Origin of the sequence: Nostoc sp. CMAA1605 (assembly GCF_021596505.1) — a bacterium.
In the GTDB taxonomy this organism is placed as follows: domain Bacteria; phylum Cyanobacteriota; class Cyanobacteriia; order Cyanobacteriales; family Nostocaceae; genus Trichormus.
On the sequence record NZ_PJIZ01000095.1, the window covers coordinates 1 to 21,667 of the forward strand.

Genomic DNA, 21,667 nt, shown 5'->3' on the forward strand with positions numbered 1-21,667 from the left:
AAGGACGGGTTGATAGGGCATTTACCCATTGCATTTGATCTGCCATGTGTTTAGGGCTGCTTTTGTTTGTGTGGTCGATAGTTTTGAGTTGTCCTTGCTATGTGGACTTTGCAGCCAACTCACTTAGGACTATGGTTGTAGTATTTTGACCAATCTGCACTAGATCATAGTGTATTGTTGGATTTTTGCCTTACTGATCTATAAAATCTTAAAAGATAAACGACATTTTAGTGTATTTTTAGCAGATTGTTGTAATTGTTATCGATACATCAAACTATACAAGCAGGTGCATCCATACATTCGGTACAATAGTTATCGATAAAACACAACAATAGCAATTTTTGCAACTCCTCCATACCAGTAGTAAAATCACACAACGAGACCAAAACGATGACTGATACTCAAACAAACAACATTGAAGAAAAAATTGAACAAGAAGTAGAACAAGCCCGTGCTGTCTGTGACATTTCCGGTAGCAACTCCGCAGAGTGTGCTGCGGCTTGGGATGCTGTAGAAGAACTGCAAGCTGAAGCCTCCCACCAACGCCAAAACAAACCAAAAACCGCTTTTGAAAAATACTGTGATGACAACCCAGAGGCTGATGAATGCCGTCTTTATGACGAATAGAGTCTAAATCTGGCATTTTGACTAGAACCGACAAGCAACCAGAATTTGTGAGGACTGTTTTGCACCTGTTTGTACGCCAAGCCCTGAAATAAATTATTTGTTTAGCACTAAAAGCTAAAAAAACTAGGGACTTAATCAGCGTACTACGCTGGCAGCAATATTATAGACTCAGCCAGTCTACTTAAATTTGCTACAGTAGGTGCAAAATATTCATTCTCATAGTCTGTGAGTTGCTTGTTTTTTTCTGTTAGGCATGGAGTATGAAAAAGGCAAAAGTAAAAAGTAAAAAGGTAAGCCATCGCGGTGGTGTTAGCGTAGCGTTAGCGATGCAGGAGCGTCACCCGTTCGCGATAGCGTTGCGTAGCAAATTTTACCTTTTGACTTAATTTCACCTCTAAAACCCGCAAATTACGAATATAGTTAATGCAATATATTGATTCGTGAGCGTTTAATAGGAACTATGCAAAATAACGTTTGGTTTCGCCAGTTTGTCTGGATTGACTACCGATTAGCACTTTTATTTCTAGTTCTGATTCCCTTAATCATCTTGACATGGGCTTATGTCCAAAAGGTAGAAGGGATACAAAGACTGTTAATGATTTATTGGCGAATCTCTAGTTTGCTGGCTATTACAGCGTATTTGATGATTGCCCAGTATCCAGTTAGTTTTGTTTCTGGGTTGGTTGGGTTGATATTAATTCCCCTGGCGTTGTGGTTTTGGGTGGATCTCAATGATGAAATTGAATATTTACCAACTACACCCTTAAAGCTAACTTTCACTTCTTGGCGGTGGGCTGTAACAGTTTATTGCTTGTTAGGCGCGATCGCATTTGTACCTTTTTTGGGTTGTGCTTTTTCTAGCACTGCGATTAAAACCCCCGAATGTCTCGTTTGGTTTGAAGCCCCATTAATGTTTAAAAATTGGTTTCATTACAATAGCAAACACGCGTTTCTCGGTTTTTTGGGCATAGTCGGCCTAATAGCTTACGTGCTTTATTTAAGCTACTTTGTCGTCGTGAAGTTGGGCAAGCAAGGACGCTCGGCTACACCGCAATAAATAGTGGTGAGTGCTGAGTAGTGAGTGCTGAGTAGTGAGTGCTGAGTAGTGAGTAAAGTTTTCAAAATGATACCGATTTGAAAAAAGATGGCTACAAACGTATTTCTCAAAAGCTCCCAGCAAAGCATTCCACAATCCGTCTTGAAAAGTTTCTTACGGCGGGAAACCCGCCTACAGAAATTTTGTCTTCGACACGCTACGCGAACGCAAAATCTAAAATCTAAAATCCAAAATGGTATGAGTTCCATTGGTAAGCGACTAGAACAATACACAATCAAGCGTCCGCAAGAAGTCTTACTTGTGACAGTGGAAATTGCTGATGAGCAAGATAAAGTAGCGATTTTCAAAGGATTTTCCAGTTCCTTAATGCGTCCTACTGCTTTTGATCCTGAAATTCCAGTTATCCCAGATGAGGCAACAATTATCAACATTGACCGCATCGCCAGCCCCTATAATCCCGAAGCTCCCCGTTACATCGAAAGACAAATTTCTTGGGAAGCAATGCAGAATTTGCTCACGGAAGTGGGAGTATAGGGAATTGGGCATGGGGCATTGGGCATTGGGGACTGGGGACACTTCGACAAGCTCAGTGCATCGCTGGGGACTGGAAGGTAGACAAGGTAGCAAAAACTAATGACTAATGACTAATGACTATTGACTAATGACTAATGACTATTGACTAATGACTAATGACTATTGACCAATGACCCGTTCTGGATACACCTTACCCGTTTTTGCTTGTGCTGCGGCTGTGGCGGCTTTACGTTGGTTGCGTGAGCGTCAATCTTTGGTATTGGTAGCCGTTGACTTGATTACACCTGCACAAATTGCAGAAATCCCTATTGAACAAGTGACTGGATTATCTGAGCAGATGGCTTTGGCTATTACTCGCTCTGATCCTGGTGATAATCTGGATTTGACTAAAAATACCCCTGTTTGGGCGTTGGTGGAGTGGGGAGGCGTTGGGGATGAACAAGTCACTATTCGCGGTGGGGAGGGAATTGGTAAACAAGTCAACGCTGAGAATCATCCAGCAATTTATGGTTATGCGCGGCAGTTGATGCAAGAAAATTTATCTCGACTACTGGCACCTACAGAAAAAATCACGGTCACGATTATCTTACCAGAGGGGCGATCGCTGGCTTTGCGTACTTCTAATGCTGCCTTTGGTGTGGTGGAAGGACTTTCTCTATTAGGAACATCTGGGATTTCTCAACCCCTGAGTACACCAGAGCAGTTAGAGACTTTTCGCTCAACGTTGCAACAAAAAGCCAGTCAGTTTAGTAGTTTAGTCTTTTGTATTGGCGAGAACGGCTTAGATTTAGCCGCGAAAACCGGTATTAACCCTGAGAAATTGGTAAAAACTGCTAATTGGTTAGGAGCCATGTTAGTGGAAGCAGAGCTTTTGGGTGTTAAGGAAATCTTATTGTTCGGCTATCATGGCAAGTTGCTGAAGCTAGCCGGCGGGATTTTTCACACTCACCATCACTTAGCCGATGGACGCAGGGAAGTTTTAACTAGCCATTGTGCTTTGGCAGGATTAGATCAACAAAATCTCGAAGTGGTGTTTCATTCTCCGACTGCGGAGGCCGCACTGACACATTTAAGAAGCTTAGATCAGGCTACAGGCAGTGATTGGGTAAATAAAGTATATACTGCGATCGCCAACACTATCGATGCTCGCTGCCAAGAATATCTCCAAAGTCATCGGACTGATAATACTCGCAACACAGTCTGTGGCTCGATTCTCTTTGATCGCAGCCGTAAAATTATCATCAAGAGCAAAACTGCTTGTAACTTAATTGGAAATTTATGTTAACTTATTATGAATAATCATAAATAATTCCAATAAATAACTTTTTCAGTAAGCTCTCTAAGGTAATTTATACCTTTTAATACGTCTTATATCCGCCTAACAAGCGTCTACTATATGGCGTTTGTGATTAATCACTCTATCCTTTGCTGACTTATCAGGCAGCAAGACCGTACAGCTAAACACGAGAGCAATCATCTACTTCTAAATTTGCACCTTCCATGATGAATACAGTGGTGACTCTACCAACCGAACAAGCCCCTCAAGCAGTAGAAGAGTTTGGGCGGCTTGAGCGTCAAATTATCGTCATTCTAGACTTTGGTTCTCAGTATTCTGAACTAATTGCCCGACGCATCCGCGAAACTCAAGTATACTCTGAAGTTCTCTCTTATCGCACCCCCGCCGAACAGTTAAGAAAACTCAATCCCAAAGGAATTATCCTGTCTGGCGGCCCCAACTCAGTTTACAGCAATGGTGCGCCCCATTGTGACCCAGAAATCTGGCATTTAGGCATTCCCATCTTAGGTGTATGCTACGGTATGCAGTTGATGGTGAATCAACTGGGTGGCGAAGTCGCCAAAGCAGACCGGGGTGAGTATGGTAAAGCCTCACTGTATATTGATGACCCTACAGACTTATTAACTAACGTCGAAGACGGCACAACCATGTGGATGAGTCATGGGGATTCAGTTACACAAATGCCCCCAGGGTTTGAAATTTTAGCCCATACTGAGAATACACCTTGTGCAGCGATCGCTCACCACGAGCAGAAACTCTATGGTGTGCAGTTCCATCCAGAAGTTGTTCATTCTATCGGCGGTTTAGCATTAATTCGCAATTTTGTTTACCATATCTGCGAATGTGAACCCACTTGGACAACAGCAGCCTTCGTAGAAGAAGCAATTCGAGAAATTCGGGCGAAAGTTGGCGATAAACGCGTACTGTTGGCTTTATCCGGCGGGGTTGACTCTTCGACCTTAGCTTTTTTACTGCATAAAGCTATCGGTGATCAACTCACCTGCGTATTTATCGACCAAGGCTTTATGCGGAAGTATGAGCCGGAAAGGTTGGTGAAGTTATTCCAAGAACAATTTCACATTCCTGTGGAGTATGTTAACGCGCGCGATCGCTTCCTGAACATGATGGAGGGAGTCACAGATCCAGAAGAAAAACGCCGCCGTATCGGTCACGAATTTATTCGGACATTTGAAGAAACATCCAAACGCCTTGGCCCCTTCGACTATCTGGCGCAAGGAACTCTCTATCCAGACGTAATTGAATCGGCTGATACCAACGTTGATCCCAATACTGGCGAACGGGTAGCAGTCAAAATTAAGAGCCATCATAACGTCGGTGGTTTACCCAAAGATTTACGGTTCAAGTTAGTCGAACCTCTGCGGAAATTATTTAAAGATGAAGTCCGTAAAGTCGGCCGTTCCATCGGTTTACCAGAAGAAATTGTCCAACGCCAACCCTTCCCCGGCCCTGGTTTAGCAATTCGCATCTTGGGTGAAGTCACAGCCGAACGTTTGAATATTCTGCGGGATGCTGATTTGATTGTCCGCCAAGAAATTAACCAACGCGGCTTGTATCATGAATACTGGCAAGCCTTTGCAGTTTTGTTACCTATTCGCAGTGTCGGTGTCATGGGTGATCAACGCACCTATGCTTACCCCATTGTGCTACGGATTGTCAAGAGTGAAGACGGGATGACAGCAGATTGGGCGCGTGTGCCTTACGATGTGCTGGAAGTCATTTCTAACCGCATTGTCAATGAAGTCAAAGGTGTGAATCGTGTGGTGTTTGATATCACCTCTAAGCCACCTGGAACTATTGAATGGGAATGATTAGCAATTTCGCTTGTGGATTTTTCCTTTAAATTGACAGGTAATTAAATCAGGTGGGTAATACCCATCTGATTTTTTTATGTTTCTCTACATCCGACTAATACCAATTCGCAATTCGCAATTCGCAATTCGCAATTGATAAATCCTGACTTGACAAGGTTTTCTGGGTTTCGATCTGTATCAGAATTTTAGTGAATTGGTATAAGGATAATTCTCCCCCATACCACCCTGCTATCTATGTGTCAATACAGTTCAGTTAAGAAAATAGTTTGTAGTGTACCCCTCCGGGGAAGCAAGCTACGCGCAGCGTCTCGTAGAGAGGACTTTAGTCCTCATCTAAGGACTGAAGTCCTTACTACGAACTCTTCCTTACTTCACAAACCCCAGATTTTAGCCCTAACTGAACCGTATTGATCTATGTGTAGCTATATTTTCGAGAATTGATACTAAAAGGGGATTTCTATCTGAAAAATCGCACCTTTTCCTGGAGCAGAAATACAATTTAATTTCCCTCCATGTTGTTCCACTACAATTTGATAACTGATAGACAGTCCTAAACCAGTACCAGAACCAACAGGTTTGGTGGTGAAGAAAGGATCAAAAATTTGAGACAAAGTTACCTCATCTATGCCCATACCATTATCAATAATGGAAATTCTGACGGCATCTTTTGCAGTAACGACTTCTGTTTTTATGGTAATAACTGGTTGCAAAGTTTGATTATTATCAGACCTCAAGGCATCAATGGCATTATTTAAAATGTTCATGAATACCTGATTGAGTTGACTAGCATAGCAGTTAACTTGAGGTAGTGGTTGATAATCTTTCATCACTTGGATTTCAGGTAATGTCTCATTTCCCTGTAAGCGATGCTGTAGAATTAGCAAAGTATTTTCGATGCCTTCTTGCAAGTCTACAGGTTTTTTATTCGCTTCATCCAGACGAGAAAAATTGCGTAAACTGAGGACAATATCCCGAATTCTTTCACTTCCCGCCGCCATAGAATTCAGCATTTTTGCAGCATCTTTTTGTAAGAATTCTAGGTCAGCTTCTGCAATTTTTTCCTGGAGTGAATCAGAAGGATGGGGGTATTCTGCTTGATAAGCTGCAATCAGTTCCAAAAGAACATTGAGAGATTCTTTAGTATGGGTAATATTGCTATAAATGAACCCAATGGGATTATTGATTTCGTGAGCAATACCTGCAACCAAATTACCCAAACTAGACATTCTTTCTGCTTGAATCAGTTGAGCTTGGGTTGTTCGTAACTGTTTAAGAGTTTTTTCCAGGTAAATGTTTTGTTGTTTTAGAGCCTTTTCAGCTAACAGACGCTCAATTTCTGCGGCTGAACGAGCAGCAAAAATTTTTAATATAGATTCTTGTTCTTCGTAAGTACGTTCTAATGGTTTGGTGTGCAAGCCAGCTATATGTCCTAAAGGTTTACCTTGAGGATCTAAAATTGGTACTCCCAAATAACTTTCTGCACACAAAGTCACTAAATCTAAGTCTTCAGGAAATTTTTGTTGGATACACTGAGGGTAAATCTGAAGACCTTCTTGATAAAGAACACCGCAAGGAGTTCCAGCCAGATCGTATTCAAAATTGGGGCCAAAGTCTTCTCCTGCCCAAAATGCCAACACTCTAGCGCGTGGTTGCTCATAATCCACAAATTCTGCAATCAAGGCATACTGTATTTGGAGTACCTCTGCCAAATAATGAGCGCAAGCTTGAAAGAATGCTTCCCCAACTTGAGCAGCAATTCCTTCTACAATTAATTTCAGGTCAATATTTTCTTGGTGAAATTGTTGTGCTGGTGATGTAATATCTGTATCTTGTGGACGCAAAGTTGGCATGATAATCAGTTGAATCTTGAGAATGTAGACAAAGAGGTGCATTGATCTCAAGATTTAGTGTTCCCATCTGTTGCAGATGAAGCTGAATTTGAGCCAAAATTTCAACTAGGATTCATTTAAAATTCACACATGACACAGGGGATTTTAAATAATTAAAGTAATGGCAATTTAATGATAAAAGTAGCACCTTTTCCCACACCAGGACTAGTAACGTTAATTGTCCCGCCGTGTAATTCTACTAGATGACGAGCGATCGCCAAACCTAATCCTAAACCACCCTGTTGATGATAAATATTTGCTTGATGATAGCGTTCAAAAACCTGGGGGAGAAACTCTGGATCAATACCAATTCCGGTATCAGTTACCGTAATTTGAGCTTGAGCATTTTCGCCTGATAGAGTAACAATAATTCTGCCGCTATCCGGGGTAAATTTAATAGCATTAGAAAGCAGATTGCCTAAAACTTGTAATAATCGATGAATATCACCAGTAATGCTGGGAATTGATTGATCAATTGCTGATTCTATAATAATATTTTTCGCTTGGGCTGAGGGGTAAGCAGTCTCAATCGCTACACTGATAATTGCCGCTAAATTCACTTGAGTCAGTTCTAACCGTAATTTGCTGCGAAGAATACGTGAGATATCAAGCAAGTCTTCTAGGAGTTTGGCTTGGGATTTGGCATTACGTTCAATAGTTTCTACGGCGCGGGTAAAATCAGCTTCATCCAAGTTACGAGTTTTCAGCAGTTGCGCCCAGCCCAGAATCGCATTAAGTGGCGATCGCAAATCATGAGATACCATCGCCACAAACTCATCTTTGGCACGGTTAGCGGCTTCAGCTTCCGTTCTGGCAGTTTTTTCTAATTGCAAAAGGCGATCGCGTTCTGCTTGTAATTGTTTGTAATCATCAATATCCGTACTAGAACCAAACCATTGTCTGATTTCCCCTTGCTGATTTTTAATGGGAATAGCTCTGACTAAATGCCAGCGATAACTGCCATCATATTTGCGATATCTCATTTCTTGTTCATAAGGTTCTCCTATGTGCATTACTTTTGTCCATTCCCGCATTACCACAGCCAAATCATCAGGATGAATGACATCTTTCCAGCCAAATCCCAGTGATTGCTCAATAGTCCGTCCAGTAAACTCATACCAGCGTTGATTCAGATGTTCACATTCTCCTTGAGGATTACAAATCCACACTAGATGAGGTACGACATTCGATAAGTAACGATAGTGTTCCTCACTTCGGCGTAAAGCTGCTTCAGCACGTTTACGTTGACTGAGATTAAGTACAAAACACGCAGCATAGCCAGCATCCTCTCTCCCTTCAATTTGAGCAATTCCCAGTAATATAGGCACACGCGAGCCATCTTTGTGCAGATATTCCTTCTCAAATGGGTTACAAGCTCCATAAATCTGCAATTCCTGCATTTTTTGTTGGTCAAGGTCTTGATATTCTGGGGGTGTCATCACATTCCAGTACATCTGACCCGCTTCTAGTTCTGCGCGGGTGTAGCCAAGCATTTCTAAGAAAGCATTATTGGCTTCGTATATTTTGCCACTGAAATCACCGAAATACACACCGACAATATTGGATTCCACAATGCGGCGGAATTTGGCTTCGCTTTGACGTAATGCGACCTCTGCGGATTTGCGTTCCCGAAATGCAGCTTGCTGTTCACTAATATCTGTCGTACTCCCAACTACTCTGACTGCTTTGCCTTGTTGATTTCTAATAACTATTCCCTGGTCTAACACATCAATATATTGCTGATTTTTGTGGCGCACTCGATACTCAATGGTGTAACGTTCTTGCTCTAACACAACAGTCTGAAACTGCTGTAATACAATGTCTAAATCATCAGGATGAATGCAATTTTGCCACCATTGAGGAGTAGGTTCTGTTTCCTCCAAAAGATAGCCTAAAATGCGAGTCAGCCCTTCAGTTCTGGTAACTTGATTAGTCTCGATATCCCAGTCATAAATTAAAGAATTAATTGCTGCTGTGGCTAATTGAAAACGCTCATTACTATCGCGCAATTCTTGTTCTATTTGCTTACGACTAGTGATATCAAAGGCTGTGCCAACTATTTGACGTGGTGAACCGTCAGGATTTCGATTAAATATGGAATTACGACTGTTAAACCACCGCCATTCACCGTTAGCGTGTCGCATTCGATATTCATGCTCAACCACTTCTCCATCTTCAGCCGTATCAAATTGTTGAAATACACTAGGTATCTTTGCCAAATCATCAGGGTGCATGATTTGAGTCAAAAATTCTTCTCCCAAAGCTTGAATTGATTGGGGTGTATACTCCAATATATTTGTGACCTTATGATTCAAATACACATTTTGCTGTTCTAACAAATCATAAACATATAAGATTCCCGGCGTTGTCTCCGCAATGCGTTCTACCAGATTTTGACTTTCTCTTAACTGTTTTTCGCTCCGATATAGTTCTGCTCTTAATTTGGCATTTTTAATCACTGAATACAAAGTTGAGCGTAAATTTGCCCCAGTTGTTTGTCCTTTCACTAGATAGTCATCGACACCACTTTTCATTGCTTGGACAGCAATATCTTCATTGCCATAGCCAGTTAACATGACCACAGCCGGCATATTTTCTTGAGCTATCTTTTGTAATGCTGAGAGAAATTCTAAGCCATCTACATCAGGCAATAAAAAATCTAATAATATGGCATCAGGGAGAGATTCCTGACAAAATTCTAAAGCCTCTTCTCCTAATTCATATTCAATAATTTCATAGTTATTTTCTGATTCTTGTTGAAGATGACGGCGATAAGTATGACGGTCTTCAGGAGAATCATCGACGATTAAAATAGTTAGCGGTTGTGCCATGACTATTTGCTAACAGTATCAGGGAGAACTACAATATCTAACCAGTAGATTAAGAAGCTATGAATAGTTGCGGCTAATCTTTTCATATCAATTGGTTTTAGAATATAACTAGCAACACAGTATTGATAACATATTTCAATATCTTTAGGGTTAGAAGAAGTTGTGAATACAATTATGGGAATAGATTTGAGGTTTTGGTCTTGCTTAATTTGAGCTATAACATCTCGTCCATCAGTTCCAGGTAAATTCAAATCAATTAAAATAATTGATGGTCTTGGGTAAATTTGTGTATCTTTGTAAGTTCCATGATGGTAGAGGAAATCAAGTGCTTCATCTCCGTCGAAACAACGAAAAATAGGATTTATTACCTCTTCTTTTTGCATGAATCGACGCAAAGCTTCAAAGTCTTCGTCGCTATCTTCAATTACTAATAAAGGTTGGGTGGTATTGCCAATCATGAAATAAGGATGTAGGGGTATGGGGGTGTAAGGGTGTAGGGGATAAATTCTGTTATTTTTTTAATATTTTTTAAATTCTGTTATGCAAACTCCAAAAATTTTATGAAATCAGCTTTATTGCTCCCTATTCCTTGCCTCCTAGTTCTGAACTACTCTATTCCTTCTAATGTGAAATAGAAAATGCTACCTTCCCCATAGGTTGACTCTAACCAAATTTGACCACCATGTCGTTCGACAATTTTTTTAGCAATAGTGAGTCCTGCGCCTGTACCACCACCGTATTTATTAGGGCCGTGTAGTCGTTTGAAAATCCGAAAAATTGAGTCAAAGTGTTTTTCCCGAATACCTATGCCGTTATCTTGAATGTAAAATGTGATTTGTCGTGTGGAATGGTCTAGATAGCCAATTTCAATCCATTTGTGGGGTTTGTCGTTGTATTTAATAGCGTTAGTAATCAGGTTACTAAAAACTTCGCCTAATTGCACGCGATCGCAATAAACTGTTGGTAATGGTCTAGGTATGCGGATTTCTACGCCTGATTCCTCAATTCTCACCCTTAACATATCTAAAATCCGATGCACTACATCATTAAGATTTGTTGGCTGCATGGAAAGATTCGCTCTTCCTAGCCTGGAAAAATGCAATAGAGAATCAATTAAATCCTCCATGCGTTGAGTTAGACGAATTAGGGTGATTAACTTATCTTTACCTTCAGAGTTGATAATATTCCCGTAGTCCTCCATTAAAAAGTTAGAGTAATTATGAATTCCCCGCAATGGTTCTTTCAAATCATGAGATGCAATATAAGCAAAAGCATCTAATTCTTTATTACTGCGCTCTAATTCTAGATTCAATTGAGCTAATTCATCCGCTTTTTGCAGCACCACACCAATAATTGCACTTCGTAATTCTAAAGCTGCGTTGATTTCACAGGATTTCCAAGGTAGAGACTTCAGCAGCACTGTCTCTTTCCATAAATCAAAAGATTTTCGCGGCGATAGGCGCACACTTCCGTTAACTGTGACTTCTACAGGTTTATAAGGATTACCTCCCCAGTTGACAGTCTGGACTACTTCTGGACGAAACCACAAAATATAGTTTTTTTGACTTTTAGAAATGGAAATTGCTATCAATCCACTCGCAACATCCCGTAGTTTTTCTGCTTCTGGATAAATTGTTGCTAAAGAATCAGTAGAAAAAACTTCTTGATTCTGATTATTACTGAGCCAATTAATTAAATGCTCAATATCTGACTGACTGGGAGTATTACCGACAAAATGATATTTACCATGTAGACAAATAGCAGCCCCTGTGGCATTTACTAAATCTAGTATATTTGGATGATAGTTAATTAACGCGCCAGTGAAATTATTTTCCACTGACATATATTCCACTAATTTGCTATGTACAGACTTGAGTTGAATTTTAGATTCTTTATTTTCGTTATCTTCTTTAGCACTCATTTCTATAGAAGCCATCTGTCCTAAAAATTCACAAGCACTCCTAATTTCGTAGGGAACATATTTTGGTGATTGATGATGACAAGCAATCAAACCCCAAAGTTTTTGATTTTTGAGTAGAGAGATAGACATAGAAGCAGTCACACCCATATTTTGCAGATATTCAATGTGCAGTGGTGAGACACTCCGCAAGACTGATTTTCCCAAATCTAAAGGCTGATGATTGAGAGGATTATTTGTGGGGATAATTGCTACTGGCTGGTAGTCTGCATTGGGAATGATTCTTAGCCAATTTTCCGCATATAGTTTCCTCGCTTGTTGGGGAATATCAGAAGCAGGGTAATGTAAACCTAAATATGATGTGAGATATTCAGGTTTTTCTTCTGCAATGACAATACCGTTCCAATTTTCATCGAAGCGATAGATCATCACTCGGTCAAAACCAGTAATTCGTTGCACTTCTTTGGCTAAAATCTGACTAATTTCTGCAATGTTAGTGGCTGCTTGTAGTTTAGTGAGTGCTAATTTTACTAAATGATAAAACCTAAAGAAAACGTGATTTTTTTCTGATGTGCTTGGCTCTAGTTCTAAAATGATAATTTCACGACAACGATAGATAATCCCGTCAAAAATTTTTGTGTTGTTATTGGTTTTGATAATAAAGTCTATAGGATTAACAATTGGTAAATCTTCAGCATCTAAGCAATCTTTAAGAAAATTGACTTGTTCTGTCTCTAATAAAATATCTAGATTTTGATTAAGCAGTTTTTCTGGATGGATGCCAAAAAAATCACAGGTATTGTTACTAACTTGTAAAATCGTTAACTTTGCTGCGTCTAAGGCTAAAAGTACACCATGAGGCTGAATAGAACCAGGAATATGAATTGGTTCTTGGTCACAATTACTGAGGTCAACCTGAAAAGCGGTAGTATTGTTGTCAGTGTTCACGTTTGAGCCTCGATGATGTTGACTGAGTATGAGACTGACTCTAATATACTTTTTATTCACTTGGCAGATGCTTGTTCAGCAAACGCCAACAGAGATTTTGATGAATATTTTGTTATCGCACTAGATAACAACTAGTAAAGAGATGATTGATGTTATATTGACTCATCAGCAACAGCTAACCTGACAAATAGATTTAAATACACCATAATTGCCAGTAAATATTAATTTATGCTCGGTATTATAAAATTTAATTTTTGTGAAATAGTCAATAGTCATTAGTCATTAGTCACTAGTTTCCTCTGATTAATGATTAGTGGTGCAGTGGATGGGATATGATTCTGGCTTTAGGAAACGCAATAGCGATCGCGTCCCTGTTTTTTGGCATTGTATAATGCTTTATCGGCTAAAGCGATGAGTGTATCTGGTTTCATTTCTCCAGAGGGGATCACACAAGTAATCCCTAAACTCAGTGTAACTATATCTTGAATATCAGACTGGGCGTGGGGAATAGCCTGTGAGTAAATTGCTTGTTGAATATTTTGTGCAACTTTGATGGCTTGATCTACATCAGTTTCAGGAAGAAGTACCGCAAATTCTTCTCCACCATAACGCGCCACAAGACCTACAGAATGGTCAACTATCTGTTGTACTGTCTGCGCTATCTTGATTAAACAATCATCGCCTGCAAGATGACCATAGTAATCATTATAGGATTTGAATTTATCCACATCGAATAAAATCAGCGACAGGGGTTTTTGTTCTGGTGTCAAAAATTGCCATGCTTCTTGTAGTCGTTTATCAAAGCACCGACGGTTAGCCACCTGTGTCAAACCATCGAGATTTGCTAATTGCTCTAGCTTCTGATTTGCATCTTGTAGAGCTAGTTCCACTTTCTTGCGTCCAGTGATATCACGGATGGTAATAGCAAAACCATCACCTAGCTTAACTGCAACAAAGTGATGCCACAAAGAATCACCAAATTGATAGTAAAAATCCCGTTTTAAAGGCTTCCCTGTTTCCACAATCTTCACAAACTCATCAAAGAGTTCTGGATCTCTGGATGATAAAAATTCTTTGAGGAGGGATTTACCAATCATATCCTCATACCTACTGTTAAACGCTCTAGCAATCACAGGGTTAATAACTAAACAACGAAAATCTTCGATGTCTCCGGTTGTGGGGTTGCGGACAGCTTGCATTGCAGCAATACCATCGAGTGAACTATTCAAAATGCTGGCAAGTATTGCCCTCGATTGATATAGTATTTCTTCTGTTTCTCGCCGTTTAATATTTTCTTGTTCTAGAAGTCGTTGTTGACGTTGAATGGTTAATTGATTTTCGATGCGTGCAACCACTTCTTCCATCTGAAAGGGTTTGGTGATGTAGTCAATTCCCCCTAATTGAAAGGCGGTAACTTTATCAAAAACGTCATCTAAAGCACTAATAAAAATGATGGGAATGCTGCGGAGAAGTTCATCGGCTTTGAGAATCTTACAGACTTGATAGCCGTCCATTTCTGGCATCTTGATATCTAACAAAATAATATCCGGTCGCTTCACATTGACCGTTTTTAGTGCCATCCTTCCAGTCGTGACGCTGCGAACAGTGTAGCCGATATTGATTAGAGAATCACTTAATAACTGTAAATTTTCGGGTATGTCGTCTACTAGCAGAATGTTCCCTTTAGTTGCTGTCTCAGAATCAAAATTCATTGCTGATTATCGGCTCGACTAAATCAACCAACTCCTCAAATTTAAATTGCTTCGCCAATTTTGTCAGTGATTCTCTCACGGTAATTGCAGTTTCAGGAATTTCTTGAATGAGTTCAAGGACGAGTTTCGTATTAGCTTCTAGGGCAGCTGCATATAATTGAGCAATCCAGGCTGCCGGCATACAGCTAAAATCTGATGGGGTCAAGATACTTGCTTTAACCTCATCTGGAGTGGTTGTAGGAGTTTGGGCAAAGATGTATTTCACACCGAGATGCTTGGCTAGGGTGTCAAAAATCAGATGTTCCGCAAAAGGCTTGCGAAGGAAGTCATCACACCCAGCAGAAAGAGTGATGGCTTTTTCCTCTTCTAAAACACTGGCAGTCAAGGCAATGATGGCTGTAGCGTGACCTTTAGTCGTAGATTTGATATATTTTGTCGCTTCGTAACCATCCATAATTGGCATTCGCATATCCATCCAAATCAGATGCGGTTGCCATTCATCCCAAATAGTAACTGCTTCTTGGCCGTTGCTGGCTTCTTTAATTTCAAATCCTAACGGTGTTAACAGTTTAATTAGTAATTGGCGATTAATCGGTTTATCATCAACTATGAGTATTCTATAGGCAGGTTGACCTGGTGCTAGTTCTAAAACTTGGGGATGAATTTCTAAACTATTGATATGAGTTTTTTGACCTAATTGGGCTTGAATATCAAATGCAAAGGTTGTGCCTTTACCTAATTCACTAGTGACTGTGATATCCCCTCCCATTAACTGCACAAATTTGCGACTAATAGCTAAACCTAAACCAGTTCCCTCTTGAGATTCTTTGCCGGCTTGTGCTTGGGAAAAATCATGAAATAAATGGGGTAATTCTGCGGCAGCAATGCCTACACCTGTATCATGCAATTTAAAATTAAGGGTAAAAATATCTGGGCTATCTGTATGATGATTAATCGTTAAACTAATGCCACCTTGTTGAGTAAATTTGATAGCATTGCTAATTAAGTTAATTAAAACTTGACGGAGTTTGATGGCATCGGTGCAAATATAGCGAGGGAGATTTTCACATCGTTGAAAGATGAGATTTAATCCTTGATTACTGGCGCGTAAAGAGAACATATCTTCTAAATCATCCAGTAATTGATATAAATCAAAATTACTGGGATTGAGGGTCATTTTCCCCGCTTCTAATTTCGATAAATCGAGGATATTATTAATGAGTGTGAGGAGATAATCACCACTACGATAGATAATCCCCACACTTTCATGATGTTCTGGAGATAGGTGGGAAGAGCGTAACATTAATTGCGAAAAGCCGAGAATGGCATTGAGAGGCGATCGCAATTCATGACTCATGTTGGCAATAAATGTACTTTTAGCTTGGTTTGCTGCTTCAGCTTTTTCTTTAGCAATGGCTAATTCTAGAGTGCGTTCTTGGACGCGATTTTCTAAGGTGGTAAAAGCAGTGTGTAACTGCAAAGCCATCTCATTAAAGGCATCTGCTAGGGTTTCTAGTTCCGCAATGCCCTTAATTTCCACTACTTGGCTGAGTTCACCATCAGCGATCGCTTTACTTGCTTGACTCAATTGCCGAATTGGTGATGTAATCAAATTGGAAGTAATAATCCCTAATCCTGTGGCAATTAACAAAGTCAATAAACAAAGTAAAACTGTCATATTGGTGTTAGCCTGAATCTTGCCCATAAAATCAGATTCAGGAATTGTCATCACTACCAGCCAATCTAAACCGTATTGATCGCGGTAGGGAATGACCTTCACAAAGGTCTTTTGGGGAAGATAAAGACGGAGTAATTGCGGTGTAGCGATCGCTTTTAGACTACCAAATTGCTTGATTAATTTCTGAGTAACATCACGAATTATGGGTTTGCTACTCTTAATAGCTTCTAGCTGCTTCCCCTTACCATTCACAACATAAACGGGGGATTCATCGGCTGAACTAGCAACCATCAGCCCGGAACGCTCCATAATAAAGATTCTACCGGAACTGCTAGGATTGAGCGTTTTGAGAAACTTACTAATCTGATTCAGATTTAAATCAATTCCCAGTACACCCAGCAAATTATTTTGGGAGTCGTAGACAGGCGCGCTAGCGGAAATACTAATAATGTCCGATACCACTGCCCAAGTATAAATCGAACTCCAGACAGGTTTACCCGCTTTTACCGCGTCTGTGTACCATGCACTGTCATTTTGATCAGCTATGACTGTATCAACTAATTGCAGGCGATTTCCTTGGTGATCTACTGAGTAAGAGCGATACTTTTGGGGTTGAGATTGCAAGGTTTCGGATATTTCTAAAATCTTACCTTGGGCATCGGCTTTACCTGCACCGATAAAACCCCCATCCTTGCTGCCAAAGTTGACATAGGTAAAATTAAATGCTCCCTGCTGATGATAAAAATATTTCCCTACAGCTTGAAAATCATTGAGGTTTAACACCCCTGTTTTCACTGCATCCAAATTCATCTGATTAATCGTCTGTGCATTACCCAAGTAATTATCTAGATGTTGATGAATGCGATTACTCGTCTCTGTCATCAATTCATCTACCAGTTTTTCCACAGCCTGCTGTCCACTGCGATAAGACAGATAACCCACCAGACTTACAGCCCCGACAATTTGGAGTACGAAGGGGACAATAAAGATTAATCTCAGAGGAATAATTCTAGGTTTTCGGGATTTATGAACACTATCAATCATAATTTTAGATAGTTCCATTGATTCCCACAATCTTAGCCGACTCCTGAATCAAAGCTAATTTTTTCAGATTCGTATGCTGGTGGTTCGACATGAATTAATATCCGCACCGGACTAAAACGTGCTTCTAGTTGACGTTCTACTTCTTCTGTGATGCGATGGGCAGTTTCCACATCAGGTGCGTCTACAATTAAGTGCATTTCTATGAAGACTTGACGGCCTAAAATACCCCGTGAGGCGATATCGTGACAATTAATTACACCAGGAACAGATGTGGCGATAGCGTGGATGGCTTCCGGTGCGATCGCAATTTGATCTACTAACCAGGGTAAATTTTCTTTTAAAACTGACCAACCACTCCAAAAAACCAGCAAAGCCACAGGAAAAGCTAAGACAATATCTAGCCATTGATAACCCAACCACACACCAATCAAACCAACCATGACAGAGATTGTTACCCAAACATCACTCATGGTGTGAGTTGCATCAGCAATTAAAATTTGACTCCCAACTCGCTTACCTACACCACGTTCATAAAACGCCACAAAGATATTTACACCCAAGACAATGAGTAGTAACCACAATTCTGGGGGTGATATTTTTACAGGTTCACCACCCTTAAGAATGCGCTCAATTGCACCTTGGAGAATTTCAAAGCAAGCAATTCCTAAAAAAGCGGCGATTCCTAAAGCACCCACAGCTTCAAATTTTTGGTGTCCGTAGGGATGCTCGCGATCAGGATATGGGGAAGACAATTTACTAGCAAATAATCCTAAAACGTTGTTGGCACTGTCGGTTACACTATGCAACGCATCAGCTAATAAACTCAGCGAACCCGTTAAATACCCTACAAATGCTTTTAACCCCATCACAAATAAATTCAGCACGAGGGTAATTAGTAAAACCTTTCTGACTTCAGCCCGATTATCGTAAGTCATAGATATTTTTTACATTAAGTTCTATGACTTATCAGTGTACTGCTAATGTCGATTTTATTACATCCGTAAATTGTATCAAAGTCTTACGCAGTAAGGATTATATATCTCTATAACTGATACTTTATAAATGTATTTATTGAGATTAATTCTAACTAAAATAGAAAAAAATATAGATGTAGAAATTTTTCATCCAGTAGAATCTATATCCTTTCAGGGACGCAAGAGATTGCATCCCCATGAGTGTCCCTCACACAAACGAGAAAGACTATAAATAAGACGGAAGTTAGTGAGGTACAGTCAGAATTAAACGCAGATGGACGCAGATAATTTCTATATAGGGTCTGTTGAATAACTTTAAAACTCTTTACTAGTAAGCAATTCGCGGTTATTTTTGGGAAAAAAGTGCAAGAGAATTGGGATATGAGGCTGAAAAAGTTTGCATCTCCAATTTTTTGGAGGCAAAAAAATTGGAAAAAATTAGGGTAAAACTGTTCCCTGTTCCCCGTTCCCTGTTCCCTACCTCCACTAAAGGACTTTTTCAGCAAGCCCTATATATGCCTCTGGTAGAGAGACATAAAATGGTAGTTGCCAGATAACTCTGGCACTACTACCTATAACAATGACAATGTAGTTAGACTTTACCTGTGAAGACTCGTTCAGCCGGGCCTGTCATGTATACTCGTTGGTCTAGTTCTGACCATTCGATTTCTAGTAGACCACCAGGTAATTCTACAGTGGCGGCGCGATCGCATTTATCGTTTAACACAGCAGCCACCAAGGAAGCACAAGCCCCAGTTCCACAAGCTAAGGTGATTCCTGCGCCTCTTTCCCACACACGCATTTTCAAATAGTCACGACTCACGACTTCAATAAATTCGGTGTTGGTGCGTTGGGGGAAAGCTGGGTGATGTTCAAATTTTGGGCCGATAGTTTCTAAAGGAATCGCTGCTACATCTGGTACAAAAGTAATACAGTGAGGATTCCCCATACTCACACAGGTGACATCCCAACTTTTCCCCTCAACTTCTAGAGGTTGGTTAATTACTTTCCCATCAGCCCCACTCAAGGTAGTAGGGATTTCACTGGCTAGTAATCGGGGTAAACCCATATCCACCCTAATTTGACCATCGGGCATGAGTTGGGGTGTAATTACGCCAGCTAAAGTATGAATGCGGTAAGTATCTTGATTGCGAGATATACCTTCTAAATCTGCGATAAATCCAGCTAAACAGCGAATCCCATTACCACACATTTCCGGTTCTGAGCCATCGGAATTAAAAATCCGCATGGTGTAATCAGTATCCTTTTCTCCTGGTAAAGCGAAAATTACACCATCAGCACCGATACCAAAATGGCGATCGCACAATTGAACAGCTTTCTCAGGACTCAACACAGGAGTCTTAGAGGCACGATTATCAATCAAAATAAAATCGTTGCCCAAACCGTGATACTTAGTAAATTCGATTGCCATTTTTCCAATGATGAACTATCAATGATTAGGTATTAGGGATCGGGTACTGGGGACTGGGTATCGGGATCACTCTTTCCCAGTCCCTAGTCCCCAGTCCCTAGTCCCCAGTCCCTCAATTATTCCATCATTACCAAAAATGGCTATAACTGATTTTGACACTTCATTGCCTAGCATTCGCCAAGTCCAAACCCTGATTAAAAATACGGGAACAGTAGAATTTAAGGTAGTTACTGGGGACTTGCTCAAAGGGAGAATTTTATGGCAAGACCCCAACTGTGTTTGTATTGTGGATGAAAATAGTCAACAAATCCTTATTTGGAAATCAGCGATCGCTTATTTGAAAGTGGGGAATAGGGAATAGGGCATTGGGCATTGGGCATTGGGCATTGGGAATAGGTATTTAATTCTTAAACCCCTACACCCCCACACCCTTACACCCCTACACCCCTGCTTAAACTTCCTTAACCGCTTGCGTGTCCCTAGCTTTTATCGGGATAGATAGGGGTAATTGACCGACAAATAACGGTTGTAGTTGACTTAAGCCTTGGAAGCTACCACAGATTAGCACTTGGTCGTCGGCTTTCAAATCCATGCTTTGATCAGGAAGGCGGATAAATTTGCCGTCTCGTCGCATGGATTGGATTTTTACCCCTGTTTCTAGATGTAGAGTTAAGTCGGCGATGGTTTTACCTAAAATCGGGGCGTGAGTATCGACGGTAATCCACTGACAAGCACTGTTTTCGCCGGGGAAAGCGACTTTTCCTTGGGCTAGTTCTGCTAATGCTGCTAGTTCTTCCGATGCACCGACAACTAACAAGCGATCGCCTGCTTCTAATTTGGTTTGTTGATTGGGATAATCAATTTCTTCGCCGTTAGCACGACGAATCGCCATTAAAATGACCCCTGTAAGGTAGCGGATATCGGCTTCTTCTAAACTCATCCCAATCAGGGGCGAGTCTGTCGGTAGGGGATACCAACGGCGATTGAGGTCGCGGGTTACTTGGTCTAGGTGGCGGGAAACTTCGGACGCTGTACGCTCAGGACGCAAATCTAAGTAATGATCGTTACGGATTTGCTGCATTTCCCATTGCAATACAGAGGATGGGAAATTGAAGCTAGTTAATAGATAGGTAGCCATTTCTAAACTTGCTTCAAATTCTGGCTGTACTACTTCCTTCGCACCTAGTTGATACAGTACCTCAATGTTTTTATCTTGGGTAGCCCGCACCACTAAGTTTAATTCGGGGTGTAATTCTAAGGCGCGTTTTAAGCATAGACGGATACTCATGGGATCGGGAAGGGCGATCGCCATTCCTTTAGCATGATTTACTCCCGCCGTCTCTAAAACGTGTAAACTGACGCAGTTACCGTAGACGTAGGGGACTCCGGCTTCCCGTAGCTGCTGAATGCGGCTTTCTGATTGGTCAATCACCACTACAGGTAAGTTATGCTGCTGTAACAGCTTGACCAAATTCCGACCGACTCGCCATAACCGCAAACTACCACATGATCCTCAAAAGGTAGTTCTTCCGAGACATCCTTGGCTTGAGTTTCATCGAGATAGGGTTGCAGCCAAGGTATTGATTCCATCAAGTTAAATACAAATGGCACTAACTTGAGTAAAAAGGGAGTCAGCATCAAGGTAACTGCTGTAGTTCCCAAGGTGAGTAAATATATCCGCCGTGAAACTAAGCCCAAAGCCTGTCCTTCACTGGCTAACACAAAGGAAAATTCTCCAATTTGCGCCAGTCCAAACCCCGCAATTAAAGCTGTTTTTAAGGGGTAACGGAACAGTTTGACTAAGGGAGTGATAATTAAGAATTTACCGACGAATACTAAAGCGACTAACCCTAAAATTAATTCCAGATTGTTCCACAAAAACACGGGATCGATT

The 21,667-nt window shown here is 40.7% G+C and carries 14 protein-coding genes and 1 pseudogene; 6 read left to right on the top strand and 9 right to left on the bottom strand.

The annotated features are described in order from the left end of the window. Positions 1-390 precede the first annotated feature (390 nt). The 5 genes from CV014_RS24155 (at position 391) to guaA (ending at position 5,344) form a co-directional block, all read left to right on the top strand. Positions 391-627: a Calvin cycle protein CP12 gene (locus CV014_RS24155; RefSeq protein WP_236144352.1), complete on the top strand. Its 237-nt coding sequence runs from the start codon at positions 391-393 to the stop codon at positions 625-627. Between the two features lie 460 nt (positions 628-1,087). Next, the gene (locus CV014_RS24160; protein WP_236144353.1) at positions 1,088-1,684 is read left to right on the top strand and encodes a DUF3177 family protein; all 597 of its coding nucleotides are present in this window, start codon (positions 1,088-1,090) and stop codon (positions 1,682-1,684) included. A gap of 237 nt (positions 1,685-1,921) precedes the next feature. After that, positions 1,922-2,218, top strand: coding sequence for a DUF7734 family protein (locus CV014_RS24165; protein WP_236144364.1), 297 nt, complete (start codon positions 1,922-1,924; stop codon positions 2,216-2,218). 169 nt (positions 2,219-2,387) lie between these two features. Continuing rightward, the gene (cbiD, locus tag CV014_RS24170; RefSeq protein ID WP_236144354.1) at positions 2,388-3,503 is read left to right on the top strand and encodes a cobalt-precorrin-5B (C(1))-methyltransferase CbiD; all 1,116 of its coding nucleotides are present in this window, start codon (positions 2,388-2,390) and stop codon (positions 3,501-3,503) included. A 218-nt stretch (positions 3,504-3,721) separates the two neighbouring features. Continuing rightward, positions 3,722-5,344 carry a glutamine-hydrolyzing GMP synthase gene (gene guaA, locus CV014_RS24175; RefSeq protein WP_236144365.1) on the top strand — a complete coding sequence of 541 codons (1,623 nt, stop codon included), beginning with the start codon at positions 3,722-3,724 and terminating at the stop codon, positions 5,342-5,344. A gap of 446 nt (positions 5,345-5,790) precedes the next feature. Here guaA and CV014_RS24180 read toward each other — a convergent pair whose 3' ends face one another. From CV014_RS24180 to dapF, 8 genes are all read right to left on the bottom strand, one after another. Next, the gene (locus CV014_RS24180) at positions 5,791-7,239 is read right to left on the bottom strand and encodes a sensor histidine kinase (RefSeq protein WP_236144355.1); all 1,449 of its coding nucleotides are present in this window, start codon (positions 7,237-7,239) and stop codon (positions 5,791-5,793) included. A gap of 110 nt (positions 7,240-7,349) precedes the next feature. Next, positions 7,350-10,067: a PAS domain-containing protein gene (locus tag CV014_RS24185; RefSeq protein WP_236144356.1), complete on the bottom strand. Its 2,718-nt coding sequence runs from the start codon at positions 10,065-10,067 to the stop codon at positions 7,350-7,352. Between the two features lie 2 nt (positions 10,068-10,069). Further along, positions 10,070-10,525 carry a response regulator gene (locus CV014_RS24190; RefSeq protein WP_236144357.1) on the bottom strand — a complete coding sequence of 152 codons (456 nt, stop codon included), beginning with the start codon at positions 10,523-10,525 and terminating at the stop codon, positions 10,070-10,072. Between the two features lie 149 nt (positions 10,526-10,674). Further along, the gene (locus tag CV014_RS24195; RefSeq protein ID WP_236144358.1) at positions 10,675-12,933 is read right to left on the bottom strand and encodes a sensor histidine kinase; all 2,259 of its coding nucleotides are present in this window, start codon (positions 12,931-12,933) and stop codon (positions 10,675-10,677) included. A gap of 344 nt (positions 12,934-13,277) precedes the next feature. Further along, complete coding sequence (locus tag CV014_RS24200; RefSeq protein WP_236144359.1) at positions 13,278-14,645, bottom strand: diguanylate cyclase domain-containing protein; 1,368 nt, start codon at positions 14,643-14,645, stop codon at positions 13,278-13,280. Beyond that, a complete protein-coding gene (locus tag CV014_RS24205) occupies positions 14,635-17,385 on the bottom strand; it encodes an ATP-binding protein (RefSeq protein WP_236144360.1) in 2,751 nt (916 codons plus the stop codon). Before CV014_RS24205 ends, CV014_RS24200 begins: the two co-directional genes overlap by 11 nt. 14 nt (positions 17,386-17,399) lie before the next feature. Beyond that, positions 17,400-18,302: a cation diffusion facilitator family transporter gene (locus CV014_RS24210; protein ID WP_236144361.1), complete on the bottom strand. Its 903-nt coding sequence runs from the start codon at positions 18,300-18,302 to the stop codon at positions 17,400-17,402. 631 nt (positions 18,303-18,933) lie between these two features. Beyond that, the gene (dapF, locus tag CV014_RS24215) at positions 18,934-19,773 is read right to left on the bottom strand and encodes a diaminopimelate epimerase (protein WP_236144362.1); all 840 of its coding nucleotides are present in this window, start codon (positions 19,771-19,773) and stop codon (positions 18,934-18,936) included. Between the two features lie 136 nt (positions 19,774-19,909). On the opposite strand from dapF, the gene CV014_RS24220 reads away from it, so the two are divergent. Then, on the top strand, positions 19,910-20,134 hold the full coding sequence (locus tag CV014_RS24220) for an Hfq-related RNA-binding protein (RefSeq protein ID WP_236144363.1): 225 nt from the start codon (positions 19,910-19,912) through the stop codon (positions 20,132-20,134). Positions 20,135-20,224: 90 nt separating this feature from the next. Here CV014_RS24220 and CV014_RS24225 read toward each other — a convergent pair. After that, positions 20,225-21,667: pseudogene (locus CV014_RS24225) on the bottom strand (TrkA C-terminal domain-containing protein); the annotation flags it as partial.